The organism is Shewanella sp. UCD-FRSSP16_17 (assembly GCF_001675935.1).
Lineage (GTDB): Bacteria > Pseudomonadota > Gammaproteobacteria > Enterobacterales > Shewanellaceae > Shewanella > Shewanella japonica.
On sequence record NZ_LZFV01000013.1, the window covers coordinates 43,461 to 65,288 of the forward strand.

At 40.3% G+C, this 21,828-nt stretch carries 22 protein-coding genes; 8 read left to right on the forward strand and 14 right to left on the reverse strand.

Going from position 1 to position 21,828, the window contains the following annotated elements:
* Positions 1 to 205: 205 nt before the first annotated feature.
* From A9267_RS09245 to lptD, 7 genes are all read right to left on the reverse strand, one after another.
* The gene (locus A9267_RS09245; RefSeq protein ID WP_065108970.1) at positions 206 to 2,227 is read right to left on the reverse strand and encodes a HAMP domain-containing methyl-accepting chemotaxis protein; all 2,022 of its coding nucleotides are present in this window, start codon (positions 2,225 to 2,227) and stop codon (positions 206 to 208) included.
* A gap of 122 nt (positions 2,228 to 2,349) precedes the next feature.
* A complete protein-coding gene (locus A9267_RS09250; RefSeq protein ID WP_065108971.1) occupies positions 2,350 to 3,165 on the reverse strand; it encodes a symmetrical bis(5'-nucleosyl)-tetraphosphatase in 816 nt (271 codons plus the stop codon).
* Positions 3,166 to 3,169: 4 nt separating this feature from the next.
* The gene (gene apaG, locus A9267_RS09255) at positions 3,170 to 3,550 is read right to left on the reverse strand and encodes a Co2+/Mg2+ efflux protein ApaG (protein ID WP_065108972.1); all 381 of its coding nucleotides are present in this window, start codon (positions 3,548 to 3,550) and stop codon (positions 3,170 to 3,172) included.
* Positions 3,551 to 3,604: 54 nt separating this feature from the next.
* Positions 3,605 to 4,408, reverse strand: coding sequence for a 16S rRNA (adenine(1518)-N(6)/adenine(1519)-N(6))-dimethyltransferase RsmA (rsmA, locus tag A9267_RS09260; RefSeq protein ID WP_055024319.1), 804 nt, complete (start codon positions 4,406 to 4,408; stop codon positions 3,605 to 3,607).
* 7 nt (positions 4,409 to 4,415) lie between these two features.
* Complete coding sequence (gene pdxA, locus A9267_RS09265; protein WP_065108973.1) at positions 4,416 to 5,402, reverse strand: 4-hydroxythreonine-4-phosphate dehydrogenase PdxA; 987 nt, start codon at positions 5,400 to 5,402, stop codon at positions 4,416 to 4,418.
* A 9-nt stretch (positions 5,403 to 5,411) separates the two neighbouring features.
* Entirely contained in the window at positions 5,412 to 6,716 is a 1,305-nt protein-coding gene (gene surA / locus A9267_RS09270) for a peptidylprolyl isomerase SurA (RefSeq protein WP_055024317.1), read from the reverse strand.
* A 132-nt stretch (positions 6,717 to 6,848) separates the two neighbouring features.
* Positions 6,849 to 9,146, reverse strand: a complete 2,298-nt coding sequence (gene lptD / locus A9267_RS09275) for an LPS assembly protein LptD (RefSeq protein ID WP_065108974.1) — start codon at positions 9,144 to 9,146, stop codon at positions 6,849 to 6,851.
* A gap of 135 nt (positions 9,147 to 9,281) precedes the next feature.
* On the opposite strand from lptD, the gene A9267_RS09280 reads away from it, so the two are divergent.
* From A9267_RS09280 to A9267_RS09300, 5 genes are all read left to right on the forward strand, one after another.
* Positions 9,282 to 10,280, forward strand: a complete 999-nt coding sequence (locus A9267_RS09280) for an aminoglycoside phosphotransferase family protein (RefSeq protein ID WP_065108975.1) — start codon at positions 9,282 to 9,284, stop codon at positions 10,278 to 10,280.
* 47 nt (positions 10,281 to 10,327) lie between these two features.
* Positions 10,328 to 11,008, forward strand: a complete 681-nt coding sequence (gene murU, locus A9267_RS09285) for an N-acetylmuramate alpha-1-phosphate uridylyltransferase MurU (protein WP_055024314.1) — start codon at positions 10,328 to 10,330, stop codon at positions 11,006 to 11,008.
* 52 nt (positions 11,009 to 11,060) lie between these two features.
* The gene (gene djlA / locus A9267_RS09290) at positions 11,061 to 11,837 is read left to right on the forward strand and encodes a co-chaperone DjlA (RefSeq protein WP_055024313.1); all 777 of its coding nucleotides are present in this window, start codon (positions 11,061 to 11,063) and stop codon (positions 11,835 to 11,837) included.
* Between the two features lie 66 nt (positions 11,838 to 11,903).
* On the forward strand, positions 11,904 to 12,518 hold the full coding sequence (locus A9267_RS09295) for an outer membrane beta-barrel protein (RefSeq protein WP_055024312.1): 615 nt from the start codon (positions 11,904 to 11,906) through the stop codon (positions 12,516 to 12,518).
* 59 nt (positions 12,519 to 12,577) lie between these two features.
* On the forward strand, positions 12,578 to 13,528 hold the full coding sequence (locus tag A9267_RS09300) for a D-2-hydroxyacid dehydrogenase (protein WP_065108976.1): 951 nt from the start codon (positions 12,578 to 12,580) through the stop codon (positions 13,526 to 13,528).
* A 193-nt stretch (positions 13,529 to 13,721) separates the two neighbouring features.
* Here the strand turns inward: A9267_RS09300 and purT are convergent, their stop codons facing one another.
* Positions 13,722 to 14,918, reverse strand: a complete 1,197-nt coding sequence (gene purT, locus A9267_RS09305) for a formate-dependent phosphoribosylglycinamide formyltransferase (protein WP_065108977.1) — start codon at positions 14,916 to 14,918, stop codon at positions 13,722 to 13,724.
* 272 nt (positions 14,919 to 15,190) lie between these two features.
* Between purT and A9267_RS09310 the strand changes: the two genes are divergently transcribed.
* A complete protein-coding gene (locus A9267_RS09310) occupies positions 15,191 to 15,580 on the forward strand; it encodes a DUF3302 domain-containing protein (protein ID WP_065108978.1) in 390 nt (129 codons plus the stop codon).
* Positions 15,581 to 15,582: 2 nt separating this feature from the next.
* A complete protein-coding gene (locus A9267_RS09315) occupies positions 15,583 to 16,731 on the forward strand; it encodes an HlyD family secretion protein (protein ID WP_055024308.1) in 1,149 nt (382 codons plus the stop codon).
* Between the two features lie 214 nt (positions 16,732 to 16,945).
* On the opposite strand, the gene A9267_RS09320 is transcribed toward A9267_RS09315, so the two are convergent.
* Positions 16,946 to 17,491 carry a DUF4136 domain-containing protein gene (locus A9267_RS09320; RefSeq protein WP_065108979.1) on the reverse strand — a complete coding sequence of 182 codons (546 nt, stop codon included), beginning with the start codon at positions 17,489 to 17,491 and terminating at the stop codon, positions 16,946 to 16,948.
* Between the two features lie 250 nt (positions 17,492 to 17,741).
* Between A9267_RS09320 and A9267_RS09325 the strand changes: the two genes are divergently transcribed.
* Positions 17,742 to 18,047, forward strand: a complete 306-nt coding sequence (locus tag A9267_RS09325; protein WP_065108980.1) for a DUF1289 domain-containing protein — start codon at positions 17,742 to 17,744, stop codon at positions 18,045 to 18,047.
* Between the two features lie 19 nt (positions 18,048 to 18,066).
* On the opposite strand, the gene A9267_RS09330 is transcribed toward A9267_RS09325, so the two are convergent.
* From A9267_RS09330 to A9267_RS09350, 5 genes are all read right to left on the reverse strand, one after another.
* Positions 18,067 to 19,320 carry an ATP-binding protein gene (locus A9267_RS09330; protein WP_065108981.1) on the reverse strand — a complete coding sequence of 418 codons (1,254 nt, stop codon included), beginning with the start codon at positions 19,318 to 19,320 and terminating at the stop codon, positions 18,067 to 18,069.
* Between the two features lie 17 nt (positions 19,321 to 19,337).
* A complete protein-coding gene (locus tag A9267_RS09335) occupies positions 19,338 to 20,051 on the reverse strand; it encodes a winged helix-turn-helix domain-containing protein (protein WP_055024304.1) in 714 nt (237 codons plus the stop codon).
* Positions 20,051 to 20,467 carry a DUF3019 domain-containing protein gene (locus tag A9267_RS09340; RefSeq protein ID WP_065108982.1) on the reverse strand — a complete coding sequence of 139 codons (417 nt, stop codon included), beginning with the start codon at positions 20,465 to 20,467 and terminating at the stop codon, positions 20,051 to 20,053. The genes A9267_RS09335 and A9267_RS09340 overlap by 1 nt, the downstream gene beginning before the upstream one ends.
* 2 nt (positions 20,468 to 20,469) lie before the next feature.
* The gene (locus A9267_RS09345; protein ID WP_065108983.1) at positions 20,470 to 21,345 is read right to left on the reverse strand and encodes a MipA/OmpV family protein; all 876 of its coding nucleotides are present in this window, start codon (positions 21,343 to 21,345) and stop codon (positions 20,470 to 20,472) included.
* A 176-nt stretch (positions 21,346 to 21,521) separates the two neighbouring features.
* Positions 21,522 to 21,782 (reverse strand): hypothetical protein, encoded by a 261-nt coding sequence (locus A9267_RS09350; RefSeq protein ID WP_065108984.1) that lies wholly within the window; start codon positions 21,780 to 21,782, stop codon positions 21,522 to 21,524.
* Between the last annotated feature and the right edge of the window lie 46 nt (positions 21,783 to 21,828).

Sequence of the window (21,828 nt, forward strand, 5' to 3'; positions counted from 1 at the left end):
AGTGAGATGGGTTATTGGGGAAGCGTGGTTGAGTGAAATAATAACCGAGCTGATACGGTTCGGCATATTGGGTAATATGATTTTTATTCTGACAAGTTGAGTAAACTATATAAACTCAGGTAGAACTGAGTTTATATTATTAAGTTTAAGCCACTAAAAAAGGCTCCTGAGAGCCTTTTTAGTAAAAGATGAGTGTCTATAACAGTTAGACCTTAAATTCACCTACAGAGCCTTGTAGCTCTTCAGATAACATTGCAACTTGATGGCTTGATTGTGCAGTTTGATCAGCACCCGTCGCCGTTTCCTCTGATATTGCAGCAATATGTTCTAGCATCTCAGAAACTTGTTGGCTCACTAAGTTTTGCTCTTGAGCAGCTTGAGCAATGTGGTTACCCGAATCATAAGCTTTGTGCACTGACTGGCTAATCGTTTCTAGTGCTAAATTCGCTTGCTCTGTCTTATCAACACAACTTGTAGCTTGGCTGCGTCCTAGCTCCATCACTGATACCGCTTGTTGCGCGCCTTGTTGCAGCATTTCAATCATTTGCTGAATTTCGCTGGTTGATTCTTGTGTTCTAGAAGCAAGGCTTCGAACTTCATCAGCAACAACAGCAAAGCCACGACCTTGCTCACCTGCACGTGCAGCTTCAATTGCCGCATTAAGTGCAAGTAGGTTGGTTTGTTCTGCAATTCCTCTAATAACATCCAAAATAGAACCAATTGATGCGCTGTCAGAATGAACCTTGTTAATCACTTGTCCTGCTTTGGCGACTTCATCTGCAAGTGCGAGAATGGTGACTTTGTTTTCTTCTGCAAGTTTACGCATGTGCTGAGTTTCTTCGTCAGCTTGCTTAATTTGCTCTAAGGCTTGGTCAGCACTCATTGAAACCTGCTGAGCACTTGAACTTAATTCAGTTGTTGCTGTTGCCACTTGGTCGACTTGGCTCTTCTGTTCTTGAATGCCACTGGTCGTTTGCGTGGTAATTGCTGATGTTTCTTCAGCTGCTGCTGCAAGTTGGTTAGAGCGATCTAAGATACCTACAATCAGGTTTCGTAAGCTATCAACTAAGCTATTACAGTTCTTCGCTAACTCGGCAAACTCATCGTGACCTGAGTCGTCGAGTTTATGGGTCAAGTCACCTGAAGCAAGAATGTTAAGTGCTTGATTAACTTTGGCAAGTGAGCGAGTCAGTGGTTTTACTACTGCAATACTGACGATAATAGAAACCAAAATCGCTAAGATAACAACAAACATAGTTTTGAGGCTGGCTGAATCAATATTTTCAATAGCACTATTACCAATGTGACTAGTGAAGCTTTCGATATTATCGGCGAGACTAAACATTTTAGCGTTGACTTCTAAACGATCTTTGTCTGTTGCAGCTAATAGGTTGGCAGCTTGTTTATTGTGTTTAAGTTGTTGTCCTTTTAGGGCAACGATTGAGTTATTACCATTAATCAAAGCGAATACTGCGTTACTTTCAGTATTTAAATCGTCTAATGTACCGTCGCTGATAATGCCACGACCTTGAAGATTAATATGTTCAATCTTTCTTCTCGTGTCACTCACCATGTACTCAAGCTCTTTAACGATAACATTGTATTTACTGTCATCAGTAGCAGCAACTAAGTCATAAATGGTGGTGATAATATTAATAAAAGTACTGTCAACAACCCCTGCCGTTGCTGCAATGCTTTGTTCGGTCGTATCGTCACTCATTTCTAAATCGATCAGATCAAGTAAGATAGACGAGGCTTCGTCAGCACTGTCTTCAAGATCATCACGTAAAGATAATAATTGTTCATTCTTAATTAATGCATTTTCATGCTCTTTAAGCATTAATTTACCGTTCTTTTCAAAACCAGCGTAGCTAGATTTTAATTGCGATAAATTACTTGAGAATTCTTGTCTATCTGAAATCAGTGCAGTCAATCTGTTAAGCGTTTTATGAAATTCACTCGACTCTATTTGGATTTTTTTCTCAACAGCGGGGATTTTATTTGATTCATTAGTGTAATAACCAAATAGAATTTGGATTTGCTGGGCACTTAAATTTTTTGTTAATTCACCTGTTGCAGTCAGCGCGGGTAAGCTAACTTCTTGCAAAGTTGTTGTACTATCTTTAATGGTATTATTGGTCAGTAAAGATACGCCACCTAATACAATTAAAAGCAGTGTCACAACAGTAAAACCGCCAATAACTCTGGTGGCAACATTAATTTTCATAGCATACTCCGGCTGTTATTATTTTATCCCGAATTTGTCTCAAGATCGCTCAGGGTTATGTGATCATATGAGATCTAATAGCTTTATCGGCTAAGTTTATTATTAGTTTAACAATTTATTAATTATTTTAGTTTTGCTTGAGTGAGTTGTTCATTCGTTTCAGCATGCCAAAGTGTCATATATTCACCCCAGCAGCATCCAGTATCTAGTGCCTTTACATTTTCTTGGTGAGTGATTCCCATTAACGCAGCCCAATGGCCAAATACGAGTGTATGGCTAGATTTAAGGACTGAGTCGAATTCAAACCAAGGAGTTAATTCAGAAGGTTTATCACTGATTGGCGTTTTGCAGGCAAAATCCAAGCTGCCATCAGGAAATAAATAGCGCATGCGCGTGAGTGCGTTGATGCAATATCTCAATCTGGGTAAACCTTTTGCCTTACTATCCCATAAATCAGGCGCTTCAGTGTACATTTTCGAGATAAGTGTTTTTAAATAATCATCTCGTTTTAGCGCGTCGCTGACTGCTTTTGCTTCAGCTAACAAGGTCGTTAAACCCCATTGAGGCGGCACGCCTGCGTGAGTCATGATGATGTTGTGAGAAGGTAAGGTGTGAACTAAAGGTTGTTCACGCAGCCAATCAATTAACTGACTTAAATCATCGGCATTTAGGAGTTCAGTGAGATTATCTTTGGGGTTTGCTCTTTTGATTTTACCGTGTAGTGCCAGTAAGTGAAGATCGTGATTGCCTAAGGTGATTTTAGCGCTATTATCTAATGACTTTAAATACCTGAGCGTTGCAAGCGAGTCAGGTCCTCGAGCAACGAGATCCCCAACAGCCCAGATTTCGTCTTTTGACGGGTTAAAATCCACCGCAGCAAGTAAGCGTTGAAGTTCTTTAAAGCAGCCCTGAATATCACCAACAAAATAATGTGCCATAGGCTTACTGAAATATCCCTGGGACAGCGAGTCTGAATGTTGGGATCTGCGCACTAAAGCTTTCGCCTTGGTCTGTCACCATGCCATAGCTTCCTTCCATAAAACCGACAGGCGTTTCCATTACTGTACCGCTTGAATATTGATAAGCAGTATCAGGGTCTATGGTTGGGGTTTCACCTACCACGCCAGGTCCTTTCACTTCGCTTGTCTCACCGTTGGCATTAGTAATGATCCAGTGGCGATCTTTTAGTGTAACGGCAATTTCACTGAGGTTGATAATAGTGATGGTATAGCTGAATAAGTACTTTTCATCTTCTGCTGAAGATTGATCTTCGAGGTATTTTGTTTCAACTTTAATTTTGACGTTTGAGGCTACAGAGGTCATTCAACATCCTAAAAAGCAGAAGGGCATTTAACGATATAAATGCCCTTGAGGTGACTAACTTTTATCGCAAACTAAATTAGCGAGTGCAACGTATTGCTCGACGCTGATTTGTTCTGGTCGTAACGACGAGTCTATATTGAGTTGTGTAAACTCTTCGTCAGTGACCATTTGCTTTAAGTTGTTTCTTAATGTTTTACGGCGCATGTTAAACGCTGTGGTACAAACATGTCTTAATACATCGACATCTTTGCATGGGAATGGTTTTTCATCAAAAGGCAATAAACGTACTACCGCAGAATCTACTTTTGGAGCGGGTTTAAAGCTTTCAGGTGGTACTTCTAATACTGGAACGACTTTACAGAAGTACTGAGCCATAACAGTTAATCGTCCATAGGCTTTGGTGCCAGGACTGGCTGATAAACGAAGTACAACTTCTTTTTGCAACATAAAGTGCATTGTTTCGATAATTTCAGCGAATTCGAAAAGATGAAACATCAGTGGCGTTGATATGTTGTATGGCAAGTTACCAAACACCTTGAGCTTTTTATCACCTTGCTGCAGTTGGCTAAAGTCAAAATTAAGCGCATCACCTTGATTGATGGTTAACTTATCTTTTAATACAGGGTGGTTTTCTAAACGCTCAACGAGGTCTTTATCTAACTCAACCACGGTTAAGTTATCAACGGCTTCAGCCACAGGCTCAGTTAATGCACCTAGACCAGGGCCAATTTCGACCATGACATGATCATTATCCGGAGAAATTGCGCCCACAATTCTACTGATGACGCTTTCATCAGTTAAGAAGTTCTGTCCGAAACGTTTTCTGGCCGTGTGGCCTAAATGTACTTTATTGCTCATTGGAAAATTATTTACTTACTTTTGAGGCCAATTCAATGGCTTTATTTAATGCGCAGGTAAAACTACCGCAATCTGCTTCACCTGTACCTGCAAGTTCTAATGCAGTGCCATGATCGACAGAGGTTCTGATATACGGAAGACCTAAGGTAATGTTAACCGATTTTCCAAAACCTAATGATTTAAGTACTGGAAGTCCTTGGTCGTGATACATAGCAAGAACCACATCTGCTTCTTGTAAGTATTTAGGTTGGAATAAGGTATCCGCTGGTAACGGTCCTACAATATCAATATTTTGCTCTCTCAGCTCATCTAAAGCCGGGATCATTATATCAATTTCTTCTCTACCTAAGTGTCCATCTTCACCAGCATGTGGATTTAGTCCACAAACATATATTTTAGGTGAAGCAATACCAAATTTCTGCACTAATTCTCGGTGCAAAATTTGAATAATATGATGTAAACGATCGCGCGTAATCGCTTTAGCAACATAAGCTAAAGGAATATGCGTAGTCATCAATGCCACTTGTAAGCCTGGTGCTGCAAGCATCATGACCACATCTTGGCAATTTGCTTGTAATGCAAAGAACTCTGTGTGACCACTAAACGGAATACCCGCTTGGTTAATAATGCCTTTATGTACTGGGCCTGTTACAACAGCGGCAAACTCATTACTCATGTTTTTTTCACCAGCGTAACGCAAGGTGTCAACGACATAAGCACTATTTGCTTCGTCCAACTGACCACATTTAACCTCAGCAGCCAGTGTGAAAGGTGCAATGGTTAATGTGCCCGCTTCTTGAGGTTTTGGCTCAAGCGTTGGCTGATAAGGACGAAGGTTAAGCGGCAAGCCTAACATCTTAGCTCGGCTGATTAATAAATCAGGATCTGCACAAACAACTAACTCAGCAGGCCAAGCCTGCTGAGCAAGTTTTATAACGAGATCGGGGCCGATACTTGCCGGTTCACCCGGTGTTATCGCAATTCGTTGTGTCATTAAGTTAGCTTAACCTCGAATAATCTCTGGTTCAAAAACTTCAATGTAAGCTTCAGAACGCATTTCGTCTAACCAGTTCTGCAGTTCTTCATTGAACTTACGACGATAAATCAATTGGTGAGCACGATTACTATTAAACTGATCCGTTGCATCCGTTGTACGTTTTTCTTCTAACTGAGCAATGTGCCAGCCATGAGTTGTACGGAATGGTTCACTAATTTCGTTAATTTCTAAGCTATTTAATGTCTGTGCAAACTCAGGTACGTAGACAGTTGGTTCAGCCCAGCCTAATTCGCCGCCTTTTGCTCCTGAACCCGGATCTTCAGAGTATTGACGAGCAAGGTCAGCAAAGTCTGCTTCACCAGAACGAATTTGAGTTAGGAAGTTTTCTAACATCGCCTTAGCACGTTCTTCTGACAAAATTGGCGAAGGCTTTAGTAGGATATGGCGAGAGCGAACTTCATTAATTTCTTGAGTTTGTAAGCCTCGAGCATCCATGATTTTAATAATATGAAAGCCTGATGCACTTTTGATTGGCCCAATAACATCACCGGTTTTTGCATCAGTGACGACTTCTGCAAATAATGTCGGCATTTCATTAATGCTCATGTAGTCCCAGATACCGCCTTCAAGTGCTTTAGGACCAGACGATGATGCGATTGCAGTGCGGCGGAAGTCTTCACCATCATTTAGACGTTTTAACACGATGTTGGCACGTTTACTTGAGGCTTCAAGTTGCTCACTTGTTGGATTGCTTGGTACTTCAATAAGAATATGACCCATTTGGAACTCAACGTCTTTAAGACCTTGCTCTTGGATCATTTTTACGAGGTTATTGATTTCTTGCGGTGATACTTGAATACGACGTTGAACCTGAATACGTTGAATTTCACCTAGGGTGATTTCTTCACGTAGTTGCTCGCGGTATTGAGCAAAACTCATACCTTCGCTTTCAATCTGTTGTTTCATTTGGCTAACAGATAAACCTTGTTCTTTTGCGATGTTTTCAATGGTTTGGTCTAACTGTAAATCACCAATAGATAGACCGATTCGCTCAGCCATTTGTAGCTGTAAATGCGTTAGAATAAGTCGCTCGATAACCTGTGTACGCAGTGCGTTGTCAGAAGGAAGACCTTGACCGGCTTTTTGCGCATTGGCTTTAACCGAGGTAACCATGTGACTGATTTCGCTTTCGAGTATAATGCCTTCATTAATCTGCACAGCAACTCTGTCCAACTGAACAGGCGCCGCAACTGATACTTGGCTAACCGCCAGAGTAAATAAAGCAAAAATCATTTTCTTACAGTGTTTCATCCACAGAATCCTTGGCACTTAAATTTCTAATTATTGTTGGCGTTTCGCCAAAATAGTGTTGTTAACTTTTATTAGGACTATTTGTTTTCCACTAGGTTCAGCAATCTATCACAATTGATGGATAAATGATGGCTAATTCCTTAAGTAAAGCGGTTTACGGTAGTTAAATAACCCTTCGTTAAGCATATCTTCAACCCCTAATGGACCTGAACCGCCTAAGCCTTTAATAATAAAGTTTAGATAAACACCACTTTCAAATTCTTCACGAGCATCAACACTCGGGTTTAAATCATCATCGTAGTTGGTTTTAATACGGTAATGATAACTTAGGCGCATTGCCCAGCAACAAGATTCGTATTGCACCCCAGTATAAGTTTCAATACTACGAGATTCGTTCAAGTCGTAGTAAAAATTACCAACAAAGTAAAAGTCATCATTGATAGGCCAGGTGGTACGCATACCAAGCTGAGAAATATTCACTCTATCGTTGGTATTGGTATTTAATAAATCTGGCACGTAACGATAACTGAACTGAAGTAATTTATCATTACTTGGGCGAAAATCGAGTGTCATTTCGCTCTTCTTGGTATCACCGTTTTCAGTATCAAATTGAACTGCGCCACTAATAAACCAATCGTTATAAAGGTTGGCATCAAGCTCGGCTGCTAATACTGAGGTTGAAGGCGCTGCCTCAATATTTTCATCGGTGTAATTAATCTTACTGTCTTGGAAGAAGATAATTTGGCCTAGGCTAAACTTTAACTTCTCGATGTTAGCGTCATCAAATAGGCGTGTTGTTAATCCTAAAGTCATTTGGTTAGCATCAGCAATTCTATCTAACCCTGAATAACGTCTATCACGGAATAATCCGAAGTAATCTTCCTGGAGTTGTGCAGAATCATAGATACCAATGCCATCTTGGTTTTCATATCCTACATATAAGTATTGGAACTGAGGTTCCAGTGTTTGTTTATAATCCATTTCAAACATTTGAGTTTGACGCTCAAAGTTAACTTGGCCATGTACCCGGACTTGAGGAATAGTACGGCTAACGGAGTCATCTAGGTCACTATCATCGGCAATATCTTGCCAATATTGTGTCTGCATTAGTTTAACTTCACTGGTTAAAGAGCCTGCTGGTCCTTGAATAGGTAAGCTAATGCTTGGCTCCATATGGAAGCGGGTTGCAGTTGAATATTCGTTTTCTTTATGCTGGAAATTGGTCAATTCTGAATTAAATTTAAAGTCCAAACTGTTCCAAAAGTCATTGGTTTGGTAATTAAAATTAAGTTGTGGCATGACTTGATAAGGCACTTCATCTTCGCCCAAAACTTTAATGTCTTGCACTTTCATGCCGAAATCCCAATCTCGCTCAAAATAGCTTATTTCACCCACTCGAGATAATTGGTTGTCAGTTGAGCGGTTGACGTCAGAATTCAAATCATTGAAATAGTTGTTATCTGATACATCAGTGAAGTTAGCTTGAACACGCCAGTTGTCATTGATGGCACCTTGATGGCGCCAATGGTAAAGGTAACGGTCTGGGCTGTTATCTAATTTATCGTCGTTAGCTAAGTATTCGAAGTTTAATTGACCATCTTGATTCTCACCCGCTAAATAACGGAACTCGGTTTTTGAATAAAAGCCGCGAGCTGACATATAGGTTGGGGTGAAAGTGAGGTCAAACTCCGGTGAGATATTCCAGTAATAAGGGGTACTGACTTCAACACCGTTAGTTGTACTGGTACTAAAATCTGGAAATAAAAAACCAGATTTACGCTTGTCAGAAACGGGAACGGTCATGTAAGGAATATACATCACAGGCACACCGCCAATACGCATTTTAGCTTCCCAAATTTCTCCCCACTCTTCAGTGCTATCAATGCGAATTTCTTTGGCTTCTAATAGCCAAGATTCATCGCCAACAGGGCAGGTAGTGAAATTGGTATTGGTTAACTCTAAGTTATTTTGCTCGGTAATGTTGAGTTGCTCTGCATCACCGTGAATTTGTTGGCCGTGCAACCAATATTTAGCGCCTTTCAAGGTTGCGCTATTGGTAACCATTTGGGCATTTAATGAATCAGCGGTAACGGTAAATAGTTCGTCCGAAAAAATGAGATTGCCGTTGGCATCTAATTTTTCGTTTCGTTGATCAAGAATTGCTTCGTCTGCACTGATGTGTCTTGAACCTTGACTAAAACTCACATTACCGGAGAAGTGGGCTTTGTCACCCATAGCAGCTTCAGAGCGATCAGAAATGATGACAATATCTTCAGGAGATAAATTAGTCAGTTGTTGACGGTCATCAACAGAACTAGAAACAGGCGGTTGAATCACACATTGAAGTTGAACCGATTCTGTTTCAGAAGGTTCTTGCGCCGAGACTAGGTTTGGTAACAGGCTTAGTGCCAGAAAATAGCGGATCTGCATTTTAATTAATGATTATGAATTCTTAGTCTAGACAAAATGAATCGAAAAAAAGCCGCAGCTAAACAAGTTATCTTTAGCTGTTTCCAAGTGTTATGTTGGCTATAATAAAGCAATTTTCCCATAAGAGCCATTGAGATGACTTTATCTGATACAAGATTTATTTTACTTAGGAAGTGGTTAAGTCAATATTTTAAGACAGAAGTCGAGATAGAGCTAATCTGTGGAGACGCAAGTTTTCGCCGTTATTTTAGAGTTAAACATTTAGCAAAGTCTTATATAGTCTCAGATTCACCGATCGAGCTTGTGCCAATACAACCTTTTATTGATATGGCAATTTCGTATCAAAATGTCGGATTAGTTGTACCTGAAATTATTGCTCAAGATAATGTGTCAGGATTTGTTTTGCAGTCTGATTTAGGTGATGAGCAGCTAATTAATCTGTTAAATCTGCAAACAGTTAAGCCGCTTTATACTCAAGCGCTCGAATTACTACCTAAAATTGCGCAAGTCAAAGCCACCGCCTCTGGTGAGCTGCCTTTATATGATCGTCAATTTGTTGAGCGTGAATTAGCGATTTTTAGTGAATGGCTATTAGGAACACATCTGAAATTAACTTTATCAGACCATGATAAGCAAATTATCTCACACGCATTTAGTGTGCTGATAGAAAATGCTATCGCTCAGCCACATGTCGGCATGCATCGAGATTATCATAGCCGCAATATTTTAGTGGCGGATAAGCAACTCGGTGTGATTGATTTTCAAGATGCAGTGATAGGCCCTGTGACTTATGATGCCGTGTCTCTTTTACGGGATTGCTATATCAAATGGCCAAAAGACATCGTTGATGAGTTAAAGCAATCTCATTTTCGTCTTTGTCAGCAACATCAGTTCATTGATGAGTCTGTGTCATTTGAGCAGTATGAGTCTTGGTTTGATTTAATGGGATTACAACGCCATATCAAAGCCGCAGGTATTTTTGCAAGGTTACATCACCGAGATGCAAAATCAGGTTATTTAAAAGATATTCCGTTAACACTCACTTATATCGTCGAGGTCTCGGCGCTTTATCCTCAGCTAGAAGAGTTTGGCTTATGGGTTAAAGAGCGAGTGATCCCTCTGATATCAAAATAAAGAAATCAGTAGCGAATTAATACGTTATCTATTTTGTTGGAGATAGAATGAAAGCAATGATTTTAGCTGCTGGCCGTGGTGAGAGATTACGACCTTTAACTGACACATTACCTAAACCAATGGTAAAGGCGGCTGGAAAAGCATTAATTGAGTACCATTTAGACAAATTAGCTCAAGCAGGATTTCAAGACGTTATTATTAATCATGCTTGGCTTGGGCATAAGCTTGTCGACAGTTTAGGCGACGGAAGTCGATGGGGCATAACGATTAAATACAGTGCCGAGCAAACAGCACTGGAAACGGCAGGTGGTATTAAGCAGGCATTGCCTCTTATCGGTCATGAGCCGTTTTTTGTCATCAATGGTGATATTTATATCGATAAGTTACCTGATATAACGCAGGCAATAGATGTGATGGCGTCAAATTCAGCATTAGATGCTTTTTTGTGGTTAGTGGATAATCCTACGCATAATCCTAGCGGGGATTTTGCTATAATAGACAATATGCTAGCTGAAAGTGAACAGGACAAATTAACCTATTCAGGTATGGGAATTTATCACCCTAAGATGTTCACAGAACTAACAGCGGGTAAAAGTGGTTTAGGACCATTGTTAAGGCAAAAACTAGCGAGTGAAACATTGGCGGCGAGCCACTTTCAATCCTATTGGTGTGATGTCGGTACAATCGAGCGATTAACACAGTTAACACATTATATTGAGAATCAATAAATTCATTACATGGTGAGCTCATGTTTACCATGATTAATTAGCAGGAAATTCAATGCGCATTTGGGGTAAGTTTTTTGGGTTTGTCATTGGATTTATGGCGGGCAAATTTTTTGGCGCTTTAATCGGTTTATGGCTGGGGCATGCTTTTGATAAACGGGCAGGGTTGGCCGATTTAGTGCGCAAAGGACATGAGAGGCAAGCTCAATTTTTTAACACTACATTTATGGTGATGGGTCATGTTGCTAAAGCATCTGGACACGTAACCGATGTGGATATTCGTATTGCTACTATGCTGATGGACCAAATGAAACTCACCGGTGATGCGAGGCGTGATGCACAAGCGGCCTTCAGAGCTGGTCGAGATGCACAATTTGATTTGGTTAAAACCTTGCAAGAATTTCGAGCTATGGCGCAAGGCCGTCGTGAAATTCTACAAATGTTTTTAGAAATACAAATTCAAACAGCGCTTTCAGATGGTGAATTACACAGTAAAGAAAAACAAATTTTATCTACAGTTGCCAAAGAGTTAGGTTTGGGGCAAGCTCACTTAGACGCACTACTTAGTCGTTGGCAAGCTGAGTTTCATCATCACCAATCAGGCAAAGGCAACAATATGCAGTTGGATGATGCGTATTCTTTACTGGGTAAGCAGGAGTCCTCCAGTGACCAAGAGATTAAGCGTGCTTATCGTAAATTAATGAATGAACATCACCCTGATAAGTTACTTGCAAAAGGCTTACCTGAAGAAATGATGGAGCTTGCTAAATCTAAAGCCCAAGATATTCAATCTGCGTATGAAACGGTTAAAGCGTCAAGAGGGATGCGTTAGTATTCGATTAATGCGGTATTTACCGTGTTTTGCTTATGACATTGGTTGTAGTACATGGAGTTACACATGAAATTACGTTCTTTTATTTGCGCCCTATCTTTATCCGCTGCGGCTTTGCCTGCAAGTGCCGAGATATATGTATCACCTTTTGGCGGCTACAGTTTTGGTACATCTGAATTTGATATTTCAGAAGTGAGTACCGATGAAACTGGCAAACTGAAAATATCAGAATCAGAGCACTATGGTGTCATGATAGGTACAACCACAAAAGATCCTGGCAATATCTACTTCCTTTATAGTACACAAGCGACAGATGTTAGAAGTGGCGCATTTAGTGATGAAATTTTTAATGAACTGGATGTCGATTATTTCCATTTAGGTGGCAGTCTATATTTCCCTAATGGCAAATTTAAACCTTATGTCACTGCCACTGTCGGTGCAACTCATCTTAGACCAAGCGGTAACTACTCATCTGAAACGCGATTTTCAATGGGATTTGGTGGCGGCGCAGCATTTGAAATAACTCCACAAGTTGCTTTATTTGCTGATGTGAGAGGTTATGCCACCTTTATAAATTCCGATAACACCTTCCTTTGTGGTCCTAATGAATGTCTTTGGCATATTTCGGGAGATGTTATGTGGCAAGGGCAAGCGAATGTGGGTTTAGAGGTTAGATTCTAAAAACGCTTTTTAGCACGGTCAAATTCAAGCACTGTAAAATTATAGGTGGGTGAGCGAGTATGAAAATTGTAGTGCTTGATGGTTATACGCTTAACCCAGGCGACCTAAGTTGGGATGCGCTTTCACAGTTCGGGGATATAGAGGTGTTTGAGCACACTGAGCATGATCAAATCATTTCTCGAAGTCGTGATGCCGATATAATACTAACCAATAAAGCCGTTATAACGAATAAGGTTATTGAGCATTGCCCAAAGCTTAAATATATCGGTGTGACGGCAACAGGAACCAATGTCGTTGATATGACTGCGGCCAGTTCCCGTAATATCGTTGTGACGAATGTGCCAGCATACGGTCCTGATGCAGTTGCGCAAATGGTGTTTGCTCTTATTTTGCAGCATAGCCAGCAAGTGTCTTTGCATGATGAGGCGGTTAAGCAAGGTCAATGGTCGAATGCGAGAGATTTTTGTTTTACCTTATCACCATTAATGTCACTAAAAGGCAAAACCATTGGCATTGTGGGTTATGGGGATATTGGTCAACAGGTTGCTACATTGGCCTTAGCATTCAATATGAACGTCATTATTACTAGTGGCTCAAAGAAAACCAATTTACCTCTTAATGTAAGTTGGCAGCCCTTAGCGTTATTACTGACTCAAGCTGATATTGTTTCTTTGCATTGCCCGCTAAATGAGACGACAGATAAACTCATTAACAGTCAGAGTTTAGGTTTGTTAAAACCTGGTGCGCTATTAGTCAATACAGCTAGAGGCGGATTGATTGATGAGGATGCACTGGCATTAGCGCTAAATCAGCGTAAGTTATTTGCCGCTGTGGATGTGCTTTCGACTGAACCCCCAGCAAAAGATAACCCCTTGTTATCAGCTAACAATATTGTCATTACTCCGCATATTGCTTGGGCGACGATAGAAGCAAGACAAAACCTGTTAACAATAGCGGTTAATAACATAGAGCAATTTTTACAGGGTAAGCCTTGTCATCAAGTTAACTAGACTTTGCTGGATAAATTAGCACGGTCTGCAAGATGCAGTGATAACCAACAATCATAAAAAAGCCTAACAACAGATGTTAGGCTTTTTTAATTTTAAAGCTAACGTCACTTAGTTAATGTCACTTAGCTAACGTCACTTAGTTAATGCCAGTAAGCTCAATGTCGGCAAGAGAGAGGCCATAAGTCGCCAAGCCCTAGGCAATCACTTTTACTTTTGCAGCTGCTCGTTTAGCTTTAGCTATTGCTAAATCAATATCGGTATCTCTAGCTAATGCAACGCCTAATCTTCTGCGGCCGTCGATATCTGGCTTACCAAATAACTTAACTTGAGTATCAGGCTCAACTAATGCGCTGGCAACGCCTTGGTAGCGAATATTATCTGAGCTACCTTCAGCTAAAATGACTGCAGAAGCACTCGAACCATGTTGCTTAATTTGCGTAATAGGTAAGCCCAAAATCGCACGTACATGTAGCGCAAATTCTGATTCATCTTGGCTAATTAACGTCACCAGCCCGGTATCGTGTGGACGAGGAGATACTTCTGAAAAATACACATCATCGCCTTTAATGAATAATTCAACGCCAAATAAGCCGAAGCCGCCTAATGCCTTGACTACCGCTTGGCCGATTTCTTGCGATTTTGCTAATGCAATGGCTGACATGGCTTGCGGTTGCCATGATTCACGGTAATCGCCGTCTTCTTGTCGATGACCAATTGGGGCGCAATAATGAATTCCGTTAACTGCACTGATGGTGAGTAAGGTAATTTCATAGTCAAAATCCACAAAGCCTTCGACTATGACGCGCCCACCGCCTGCGCGGCCGCCTTCTTGAGCATATTGCCAAGCTTGTTCAATTTGCTGTGCTGATTTGATCACACTTTGGCCTTTGCCTGATGAACTCATGACGGGTTTTACCACGCAAGGCAAGCCAATATCTTCAATTGCTGTAGTAAATTCAGCTAAGGTGTCGCAAAAATAATAAGGTGAAGTCGGGATACCTAAGGTTTCAGCAGCTAAACGTCTGATCCCTTCTCGATCCATCGTCAGCTGCGTTGCTTTGGCTGTAGGGATGATATTAATACCAGTGGCTTCAAGTTCCACTAAAGCTTGAGTAGCAATAGCTTCAATTTCTGGAATGACTAGATGAGGCTTTTCTAGTTCAATGACAGCTTTTAACGCCGCTTCATCCAACATATTTACCACATGACTTCGGTGTGCCACTTGCATGGCTGGTGCGTTAGGGTAACGGTCTACACCAATCACTTCTATTCCGTATCGTTGTAGCTCAATTGCTACCTCTTTGCCTAGTTCACCACATCCTAGCAGCATAGCTTTAATCGCACCTTCAGTACCGGCAGTACCAAAATCTAATGGGGTCTTCGCGTTCATTGTTTTACCTTCTAGGAAGCCTGTAGGGAGTTTGCTGCAGAATGTTAACTTGTATTCAAACTTGATTGATTAGCAAAGCCTATAAATGTGTAAAAGATCACGTGAAAAGAGTTATTTTTTTAACGAATAAACAGTGTTTTATAGTTATTTTATTGATATTCATGTGTTATCTTGATGTTGTGTTTGTGTTGCGCTAATTGGTTGCGAATTGGTGAGGTTAACTTAAAACAATACTGGTTGGTTTTCTGGCTATGAGTCGATAGGAGAGTCATATGTTTTTGGATTATTTTGCATTAGGGCTGCTGTTTTTTGTGGTGCTAGTGATTTTTTACGGTGTGATTGCAATTCATGATATTCCCTATGAAATTGCCAAGAAACGTAATCACCCTCAGCAGGATGCATTGCATATAGCGGGTTGGGTGAGTCTTTTTACCATGCATGCTATTTGGCCATTTTTATGGATTTGGGCAACCTTGTATCGTGAAGATAGAGGCTGGGGATTTAGTAATGGTAAAAAGCGAGAGTTAATTCTTGAAGGTGAGGTACGCGAGTTAATGGAAAAGGTTGAAGATTTAAATCAGCGCTTAGCCTCTATTGAGACGCCAAAAACTGACAAGGTTTCAGAACACACGCCAGAACAACAACCTAAGCAAGAGGTGTAATCATGGATCTACTACTGATTTTAACTTACACCGCGTTTTGTGTAGCAATATTCAAGATATTTAAGATCCCATTAACCAAATGGACAGTACCGACAGCAGTATTAGGCGGTATTGTGTTAATTGGTACACTGCTTATCTTAATGAACTACAACCACCCTTATACTCGTTTTGCACGTGAGTACTTTGTATCTATTCCAATCAACCCTGCTGTGCGTGGATTAGTGGTTGAAGTGAATGTGAAGCCTAATATTCCAGTGAAGAAAGGCGATGTTTTATTTAAAATAGACCCGACACCATTTATTGCTGCGGTTAAACAAAAGCAAGCTGCACTAGAAGATGCTAAGCAAGCAGTACCGCAGTTAAAAGCATCTTGGGATAGTGCTATTGCTCGTGTAACTCAAGCAGAAGCTAATCGCGATAGAGCGAAATCAGCTTTTGAACGTTATGATGAAGGTAAGCGAAAAGGTGGTAAAAACTCGCCATTCTCAGAAATTGAACTCGATAACAAACGCCAGTCATATTTATCTGCTGAAGCACAGTTTAAAGCCGCTGAAGCAGAAGAAATTCGCTATCGATTGGCTTATCAATCTAATATTGATGGAGTGAATACCGATGTTGCGGTTATTCAAGCGCAGCTAGAAGAGGCGCAATTTAATTTAGACAGTACAGAGGTACGTGCACCCGTTGACGGTGTTGTTACGCAAATGGCTCTTCGTCCTGGTGTAATGGCAGTTCCTATTCCCCTTAGACCTGCGATGACGTTTATACCTGATGAAGATAGATACTTTGCTGGTGCGTTTTGGCAAAACTCATTATTACGTCTTAAAGAAGGTGATGAAGCTGAAATTATTTTAGATGCAATGCCAGGGGTTGTTCATAAAGGTCGAGTAGCTAAAGTGTTACCAGCCATGGCTGAAGGTGAGTTACAGTTTGGTGGGGCACTTAGGTCTTCTAATCAATTGTTTCAGCGTGGTCGTGCTCTGGTATTGATTGAGCTTGATGATGAAAATGAATTGCTTAGAACATTACCTGCGGGTGTCGCTGGGCAATCGGCCATTTATACTGAGCATTTCACTCATGTATCGATTATTCGTAAAGTATTACTGCGTATGCAAGGTTGGTTGAACTACTTGTTTGCAGAAGGTCATTAACCGCTATCTTTCTGATACTGTCGATAGTAGTCAATCATGGCTATAGTAAATGGCAATAGTAAATAGTGACGATAATGAAACTAGCGCCATAATGAATAAGCACAATAATGGATAGTCACGAGCTAACCTTATAGCAGTAAAATAAAAGTCCGCACTATGCGGACTTTTTTGTTTTTGATTAAGTACCTTGAAGTTGTTTTAACACTTTGGCTGCTTAGTTAACCTTTGGGCTAGGGGGGAATAAGGCCAGTATATTGGTGATGGTTTTACTGGTTTCTACGACTTTCTCGTCGCCGCCAGATTCAAAATCAAACTCATCTGTTCCACGCCAGATAAGGCGGTTCTCTTTTGCATCGATGATGTCTACTTGAATAACTTGGATTTTCGCACTATCACTACCGATTGGGATCCCCATACTGGTGCCCACACCGACACCACCGTGGCTCCCACTGGTGCCAGTACCTAAACCAATCGATAACCCAGAGCTTTTAGGTTTATCTTTGGTTAAAAAGCCATAACTAACAGTAAAATCGCTGTTTTCTTGTTGTTCAACAAACCCCTTAGCTGTGAGAGTAGAAAGAATATTTGCCCGAATGCGTTCAGCGCTTAGTGGATCGCCTTGATCTGGCGTATCAATGAAATGGAACGTTTTTAGATCAGAGAAATCATACTTGGTATCATAATCAGACTGAACATTAGTGCTTTGGCAAGCCCCAAGGCACAGTAGCATGGTAAATAACATCATATATCGATAAAACATAAACTCTCCACTAATTCGAACGTTTCAGACTGCAACTCATGCTTTAATGAAATGTTTTAAGCACAATGTAGTTATTAATTTAACGGCAGTTTGTTCATAAACTTACTGTTAGCTTAATGCAAATTCAGTGCTTTAACCAATGTTAGCGATGGCATGCTACTGATTAATTGATGAATAATTGTTTAGTTATATGGCAATCTGCTTATTTAATGCTAAGTTAGAATGATTATTGTGCAATACGAAAGAGGTTATGGAGCAACTCAGTTTTCTGTCGGTACCCAGTCCGTGTATAGGTGTGTGTCAAACAGATGCGCGCGGATATTGTGTGGGCTGCTTAAGAAACCGAGATGAGCGTTTTAACTGGCTTCATTTTAGTGATGCGCAAAAGCACAATATTATTCGCTTATGTATACAGCGTAAACGTCGTAGGCAATATGCAAAATATAAAGCCCATCAAATAGCGGTAAAACAGCAGCAAGCCGAAGTTAACCCTCAATTTGATTTTGATGAAAAGCCAGATGATGACCTTGATTTTGGGGATTTTTCGTTAGATTAAACTCGCTAAGGTGTTTGATTTACCTTGGCCATATTAACGTAAAAGCCGTGGCCTTGTGGTCACTTTCTAACTTCACTTGTCCTTTATGGCGCTGCATTATTCGTTTAATAATCGCTAAGCCTAATCCGTGTCCTTTATTGCCTTTATGTTGAGATTTACTGCGATAAAATGGCTCAAACAGTTTAGGCTGATCTTCTTCTGGGATAGCTTCACCATCATTGACTACCGCTAAATAGACTTGCCTTTCATCATAACTTAGATAGATATGAATATCGGTGTTGGCGTATCGTTGTGCGTTTGTCACTAGGTTCTGAATGGCTCGCTCGACAAGCGATGTTTCCGCCATAATACCCATGTTATTCATAGAGTGATGAAAGTGAATAGGTTTCTCATTCAATGGCTGCAGGCGGCTGACGAGATCCTCTGTTAGACTCACTAGCTCGCATTTTTCTAATGTCGGCTCTAGTTGAACCTCAAGGCTTGCATAGGTTAATAGCTCTTGCAGTAAGGTTTCCATTTCTTTTATGTCTAACTGCATTTCATCTAGAAAAGCTTGTCTGCGCTCTGCATCACTTTTAGGAAGGCAGTATTGAGGTAGAAGCGCTAAAGCAAATTTTAATCTCGCTAAAGGGGTTCTTATTTCGTGTGATACTGCATTGGATAGGTGTTTCTGGTTCTCAATTAAGTCACTGATATGTTTTGCCATATCATTGAATGTATTGGCCAGTGGAGCAACCTGTGAACCTGCATTAAGTTCGATGCGAGTGTTCCACTTGGCCTCACCAAAGTTTTGGGTCGCTTTTTTTAATGTTTTAAGGTCTTTTGATAAAGGCCAAACCCAAATTAGCGCAACAAATGCGAGTAATAAATAAAAGAAAATGGTGAACAAGTTTCTAAGCTGACCTCTTGGGTCAACATCCACAGGGCCTGCCATCAGGACTTGATCGCCTACAGCAATGAATTGCAGTTCATGATCTTTATCTGCTGTGGTGGTAATGATTTGATTGTCAGAGAACACCACTTCAGCACTGAGTGCTATTTCATGTTTTTCAAATAGCTGTAAGGGGTATGGGTATTTTTCGATGATCGCTTCTAGCTGCTGTTGTCGATCAGCTTTAGGTTGTTGCGCCAATAGAAGGGCAAAAGCGATTAAAGGCGAGTCTATGTTGTCGTGTTCGTCGACTTGTTGTTGCCAGAGGCTATCTAAAGTCCAGCCTATACCTAAAAAGCTTAAGCTTAATAATAGGTATAGGCTGATGAAGAGTCTTTTCAAAGTCTTCTATAACTCGATTAGTTATTCCACGCTTCCGGCGCGAATAAATAACCTTGTCCCCAAACAGTTTTAATTCTGAATGGTGTCTCAATACTGTCGCCTAGCTTTTTACGCAAACGCGAAATACGGACATCGATTTTTCTATCTTTACCATCAAAGTCAATATTAAGCAGGTATTGGTAAATATATTGACGACTCAACACTTGGCCCGCTTGTGAGGCTAATAACCATAATAACTCAAACTCATGGCTAGTTAGATCTACTTCCGTATTCCCCAAGCGAATAGCTTGAGTATGAGGATCAATACTTAATTTACCAAAACTTAAACAGTGTGACTCAGGTTTTGAAGGCTGTGCCTGACGGCGAAGTAAGTTATTGATTCTAGCTACTAATAAACTAGGGTCAACAGGCTTAACTACGTAGTCGTCAGCACCCAATTCTAATCCTTTGATTTGATCTTCAGGTGAGCCTAATGCGCTCATTAATAAAATTGGACCTGCAAAATAGTCAGGTAATTTTTCACAAAGGCTTAATCCATCAAGTCCAGGTAGCATGATATCCAGTAAAATAATATCAGGCTTGTAACTAATTAATCGTGTTAGAACGGTATCGCCACGTCGCTCAACTTCAACGTGCATATCGTGTGACTTTAAATAGTCCACAATCAAATTGGCAAGACGAATATCATCTTCAACCAATAAAACTCTATGAGTTGATGGGGGGGTTGCCATTAAAATAAACTCCAAGGGTTTCGGTAACGTCGTCGAATTTTGGGCTCAGACGTTTTTGTGACTTTTAGGATTACTTCCGCCAGTTCATTATTATTGTTTTTATTTATTAAGATAAAATGAATATCTTCATTTGTACTTACTGATATTTGCAACGAGTGTTCATCAGTTGAATCACTACACCAGCGAGCAATAGGTTGGTAATTTGACTGGATACAAACCAATTGTTCGTTTTCGACCTGCCAATTTAGCTCAATGTCAATTTCACAAATACTATCATTTGCATCAATAAGACATAAACGAGGCGTAGCCGAAAGCTGTGCTTGCCCGATAAGCGTATCAGCTTTGGCAAAGAAAGCACTAAAAATCAGTATTAATATACCGAAAAGGTGATAGACCTTATGTTCTTTGAGGAACAAGGTTAGAACCTATATGCAGCTCCTGCAAAATAGGAGTTGGAGTAATCTTCATTTATTATTGGGCTGTCTATAATTTCATCTGCAAGTAGAGCATGGCGCAAAGCTAATAATAAGTCCCAACGCTCTGATATACGGTATCGCGTTGTTAATTCTATTGCTTTATTCCAGCCTGAACTTGGTTGGTATTGTTCACTCCAGTATGCATTTTCACTGGGGCGAATACCATAGTAATAATCAATGACTTCAGCGCTTTTCCATTCCGTTTCTAGAGTGAGATCAAAACGCCAATCACTCACAGCTAAAGAATAGTTCCAGCTAATATTTACTTCTTGCCCGTTATGGACATTCAGTAAGTCATGAGCGGCTGCTATTTTTAGCACGCCAAACTGGCCATACCAAAATAATTCAGCACCACCATATACGGTGAAGTTTCGACTTTCAAGTTCATTTAAAACAACGGGTTGCTCAACACTCTGTACTCCAAACCCTCCAATATTAGGTAGAGAAGAAACCGGGTCAGTATTAGCAGATTGAGGAAGAAAGATATTAGAAGGATCCCAGCGATAAAAAAAAGCGCGTTCATCGTTATAGCTTGTTGCTAAGTTGATGGTAAAGGTTTCTTGTTCTGTTAGGGTGTAGCCAAAATTAAAGTTGTCAAAAAACCAGCTTTCACCATAGTAAGCTATTGATGGTATTACATATAATGGAATGTCGTCGTAATTGGCAATAGGATTAGTTTTATTGCCATAGCCAACTGCAACACTAATATCCCATTCACCTACAACAACGCAATCACCGTCAAGTTGACAAGGTTCATCCGCAATGGCAGGAAAAAGAATAAATTGTGATACAAATAAGGCAAAAAATAATCGATACATCAAAAACAAACAACCTATATTTATCAATTAAACCGATGAATAGGTGCCACTTTAACACCTATTTAATCAATGAAAAATTTGTTTAATTGATTTGATACAAACTGATACTTATGTTTGCTTGGCGTTGCTTAGGTTGTGTGTTGGTTTGTTTTTGGCTATATCAATGTTTTTACAGGTTAAATGTTTTCTTTTGTCTCATCTGTTTTTGCTAGCTGACGTTGGCGTTGATAGCCCATTTCAATCAGTTGAGCATTGATGCAATCAGATACAAACTGTTGCCTTTCGTTTTTATCCACTTGTTCTTCGGTTGCTGTTGTTTCACAGGCGACAGTAAGTGAATTAACAATATCAATTGGCGCTTGCGTATTATTGGCTAAACTGGCTGAACTCACTATGAGTGATAATGAAATGAATGTATAAAAAGCTGGCTTTTTCATGTGTTGTCCTTTGAGAACTTATTATTGGTTTAAGGCCACAGTGACA

Bases quoted from the DNA above. Each gene is read 5' to 3' on its own strand.
- apaG (WP_065108972.1), bottom strand. From the start codon at position 3,550: ATGACCTCTGTAGCCTCAAACGTCAAAATTAAAGTTGAAACAAAATAC.
- djlA (WP_055024313.1), top strand. From the start codon at position 11,061: ATGCGCATTTGGGGTAAGTTTTTTGGGTTTGTCATTGGATTTATGGCG.
- purT (WP_065108977.1), bottom strand. From the start codon at position 14,918: ATGAACGCGAAGACCCCATTAGATTTTGGTACTGCCGGTACTGAAGGT.
- A9267_RS09335 (WP_055024304.1), bottom strand. From the start codon at position 20,051: ATGGCAACCCCCCCATCAACTCATAGAGTTTTATTGGTTGAAGATGAT.
- A9267_RS09250 (WP_065108971.1), bottom strand. From the start codon at position 3,165: ATGGCACATTATTTTGTTGGTGATATTCAGGGCTGCTTTAAAGAACTT.
- A9267_RS09325 (WP_065108980.1), top strand. From the start codon at position 17,742: ATGGAGCAACTCAGTTTTCTGTCGGTACCCAGTCCGTGTATAGGTGTG.
- murU (WP_055024314.1), top strand. From the start codon at position 10,328: ATGAAAGCAATGATTTTAGCTGCTGGCCGTGGTGAGAGATTACGACCT.
- pdxA (WP_065108973.1), bottom strand. From the start codon at position 5,402: ATGACACAACGAATTGCGATAACACCGGGTGAACCGGCAAGTATCGGC.
- A9267_RS09315 (WP_055024308.1), top strand. From the start codon at position 15,583: ATGGATCTACTACTGATTTTAACTTACACCGCGTTTTGTGTAGCAATA.
- A9267_RS09345 (WP_065108983.1), bottom strand. From the start codon at position 21,345: ATGTATCGATTATTTTTTGCCTTATTTGTATCACAATTTATTCTTTTT.
- A9267_RS09245 (WP_065108970.1), bottom strand. From the start codon at position 2,227: ATGAAAATTAATGTTGCCACCAGAGTTATTGGCGGTTTTACTGTTGTG.
- A9267_RS09280 (WP_065108975.1), top strand. From the start codon at position 9,282: ATGACTTTATCTGATACAAGATTTATTTTACTTAGGAAGTGGTTAAGT.
- A9267_RS09295 (WP_055024312.1), top strand. From the start codon at position 11,904: ATGAAATTACGTTCTTTTATTTGCGCCCTATCTTTATCCGCTGCGGCT.
- A9267_RS09310 (WP_065108978.1), top strand. From the start codon at position 15,191: ATGTTTTTGGATTATTTTGCATTAGGGCTGCTGTTTTTTGTGGTGCTA.
- A9267_RS09300 (WP_065108976.1), top strand. From the start codon at position 12,578: ATGAAAATTGTAGTGCTTGATGGTTATACGCTTAACCCAGGCGACCTA.
- lptD (WP_065108974.1), bottom strand. From the start codon at position 9,146: ATGCAGATCCGCTATTTTCTGGCACTAAGCCTGTTACCAAACCTAGTC.
- surA (WP_055024317.1), bottom strand. From the start codon at position 6,716: ATGAAACACTGTAAGAAAATGATTTTTGCTTTATTTACTCTGGCGGTT.
- rsmA (WP_055024319.1), bottom strand. From the start codon at position 4,408: ATGAGCAATAAAGTACATTTAGGCCACACGGCCAGAAAACGTTTCGGA.
- A9267_RS09350 (WP_065108984.1), bottom strand. From the start codon at position 21,782: ATGAAAAAGCCAGCTTTTTATACATTCATTTCATTATCACTCATAGTG.
- A9267_RS09320 (WP_065108979.1), bottom strand. From the start codon at position 17,491: ATGTTTTATCGATATATGATGTTATTTACCATGCTACTGTGCCTTGGG.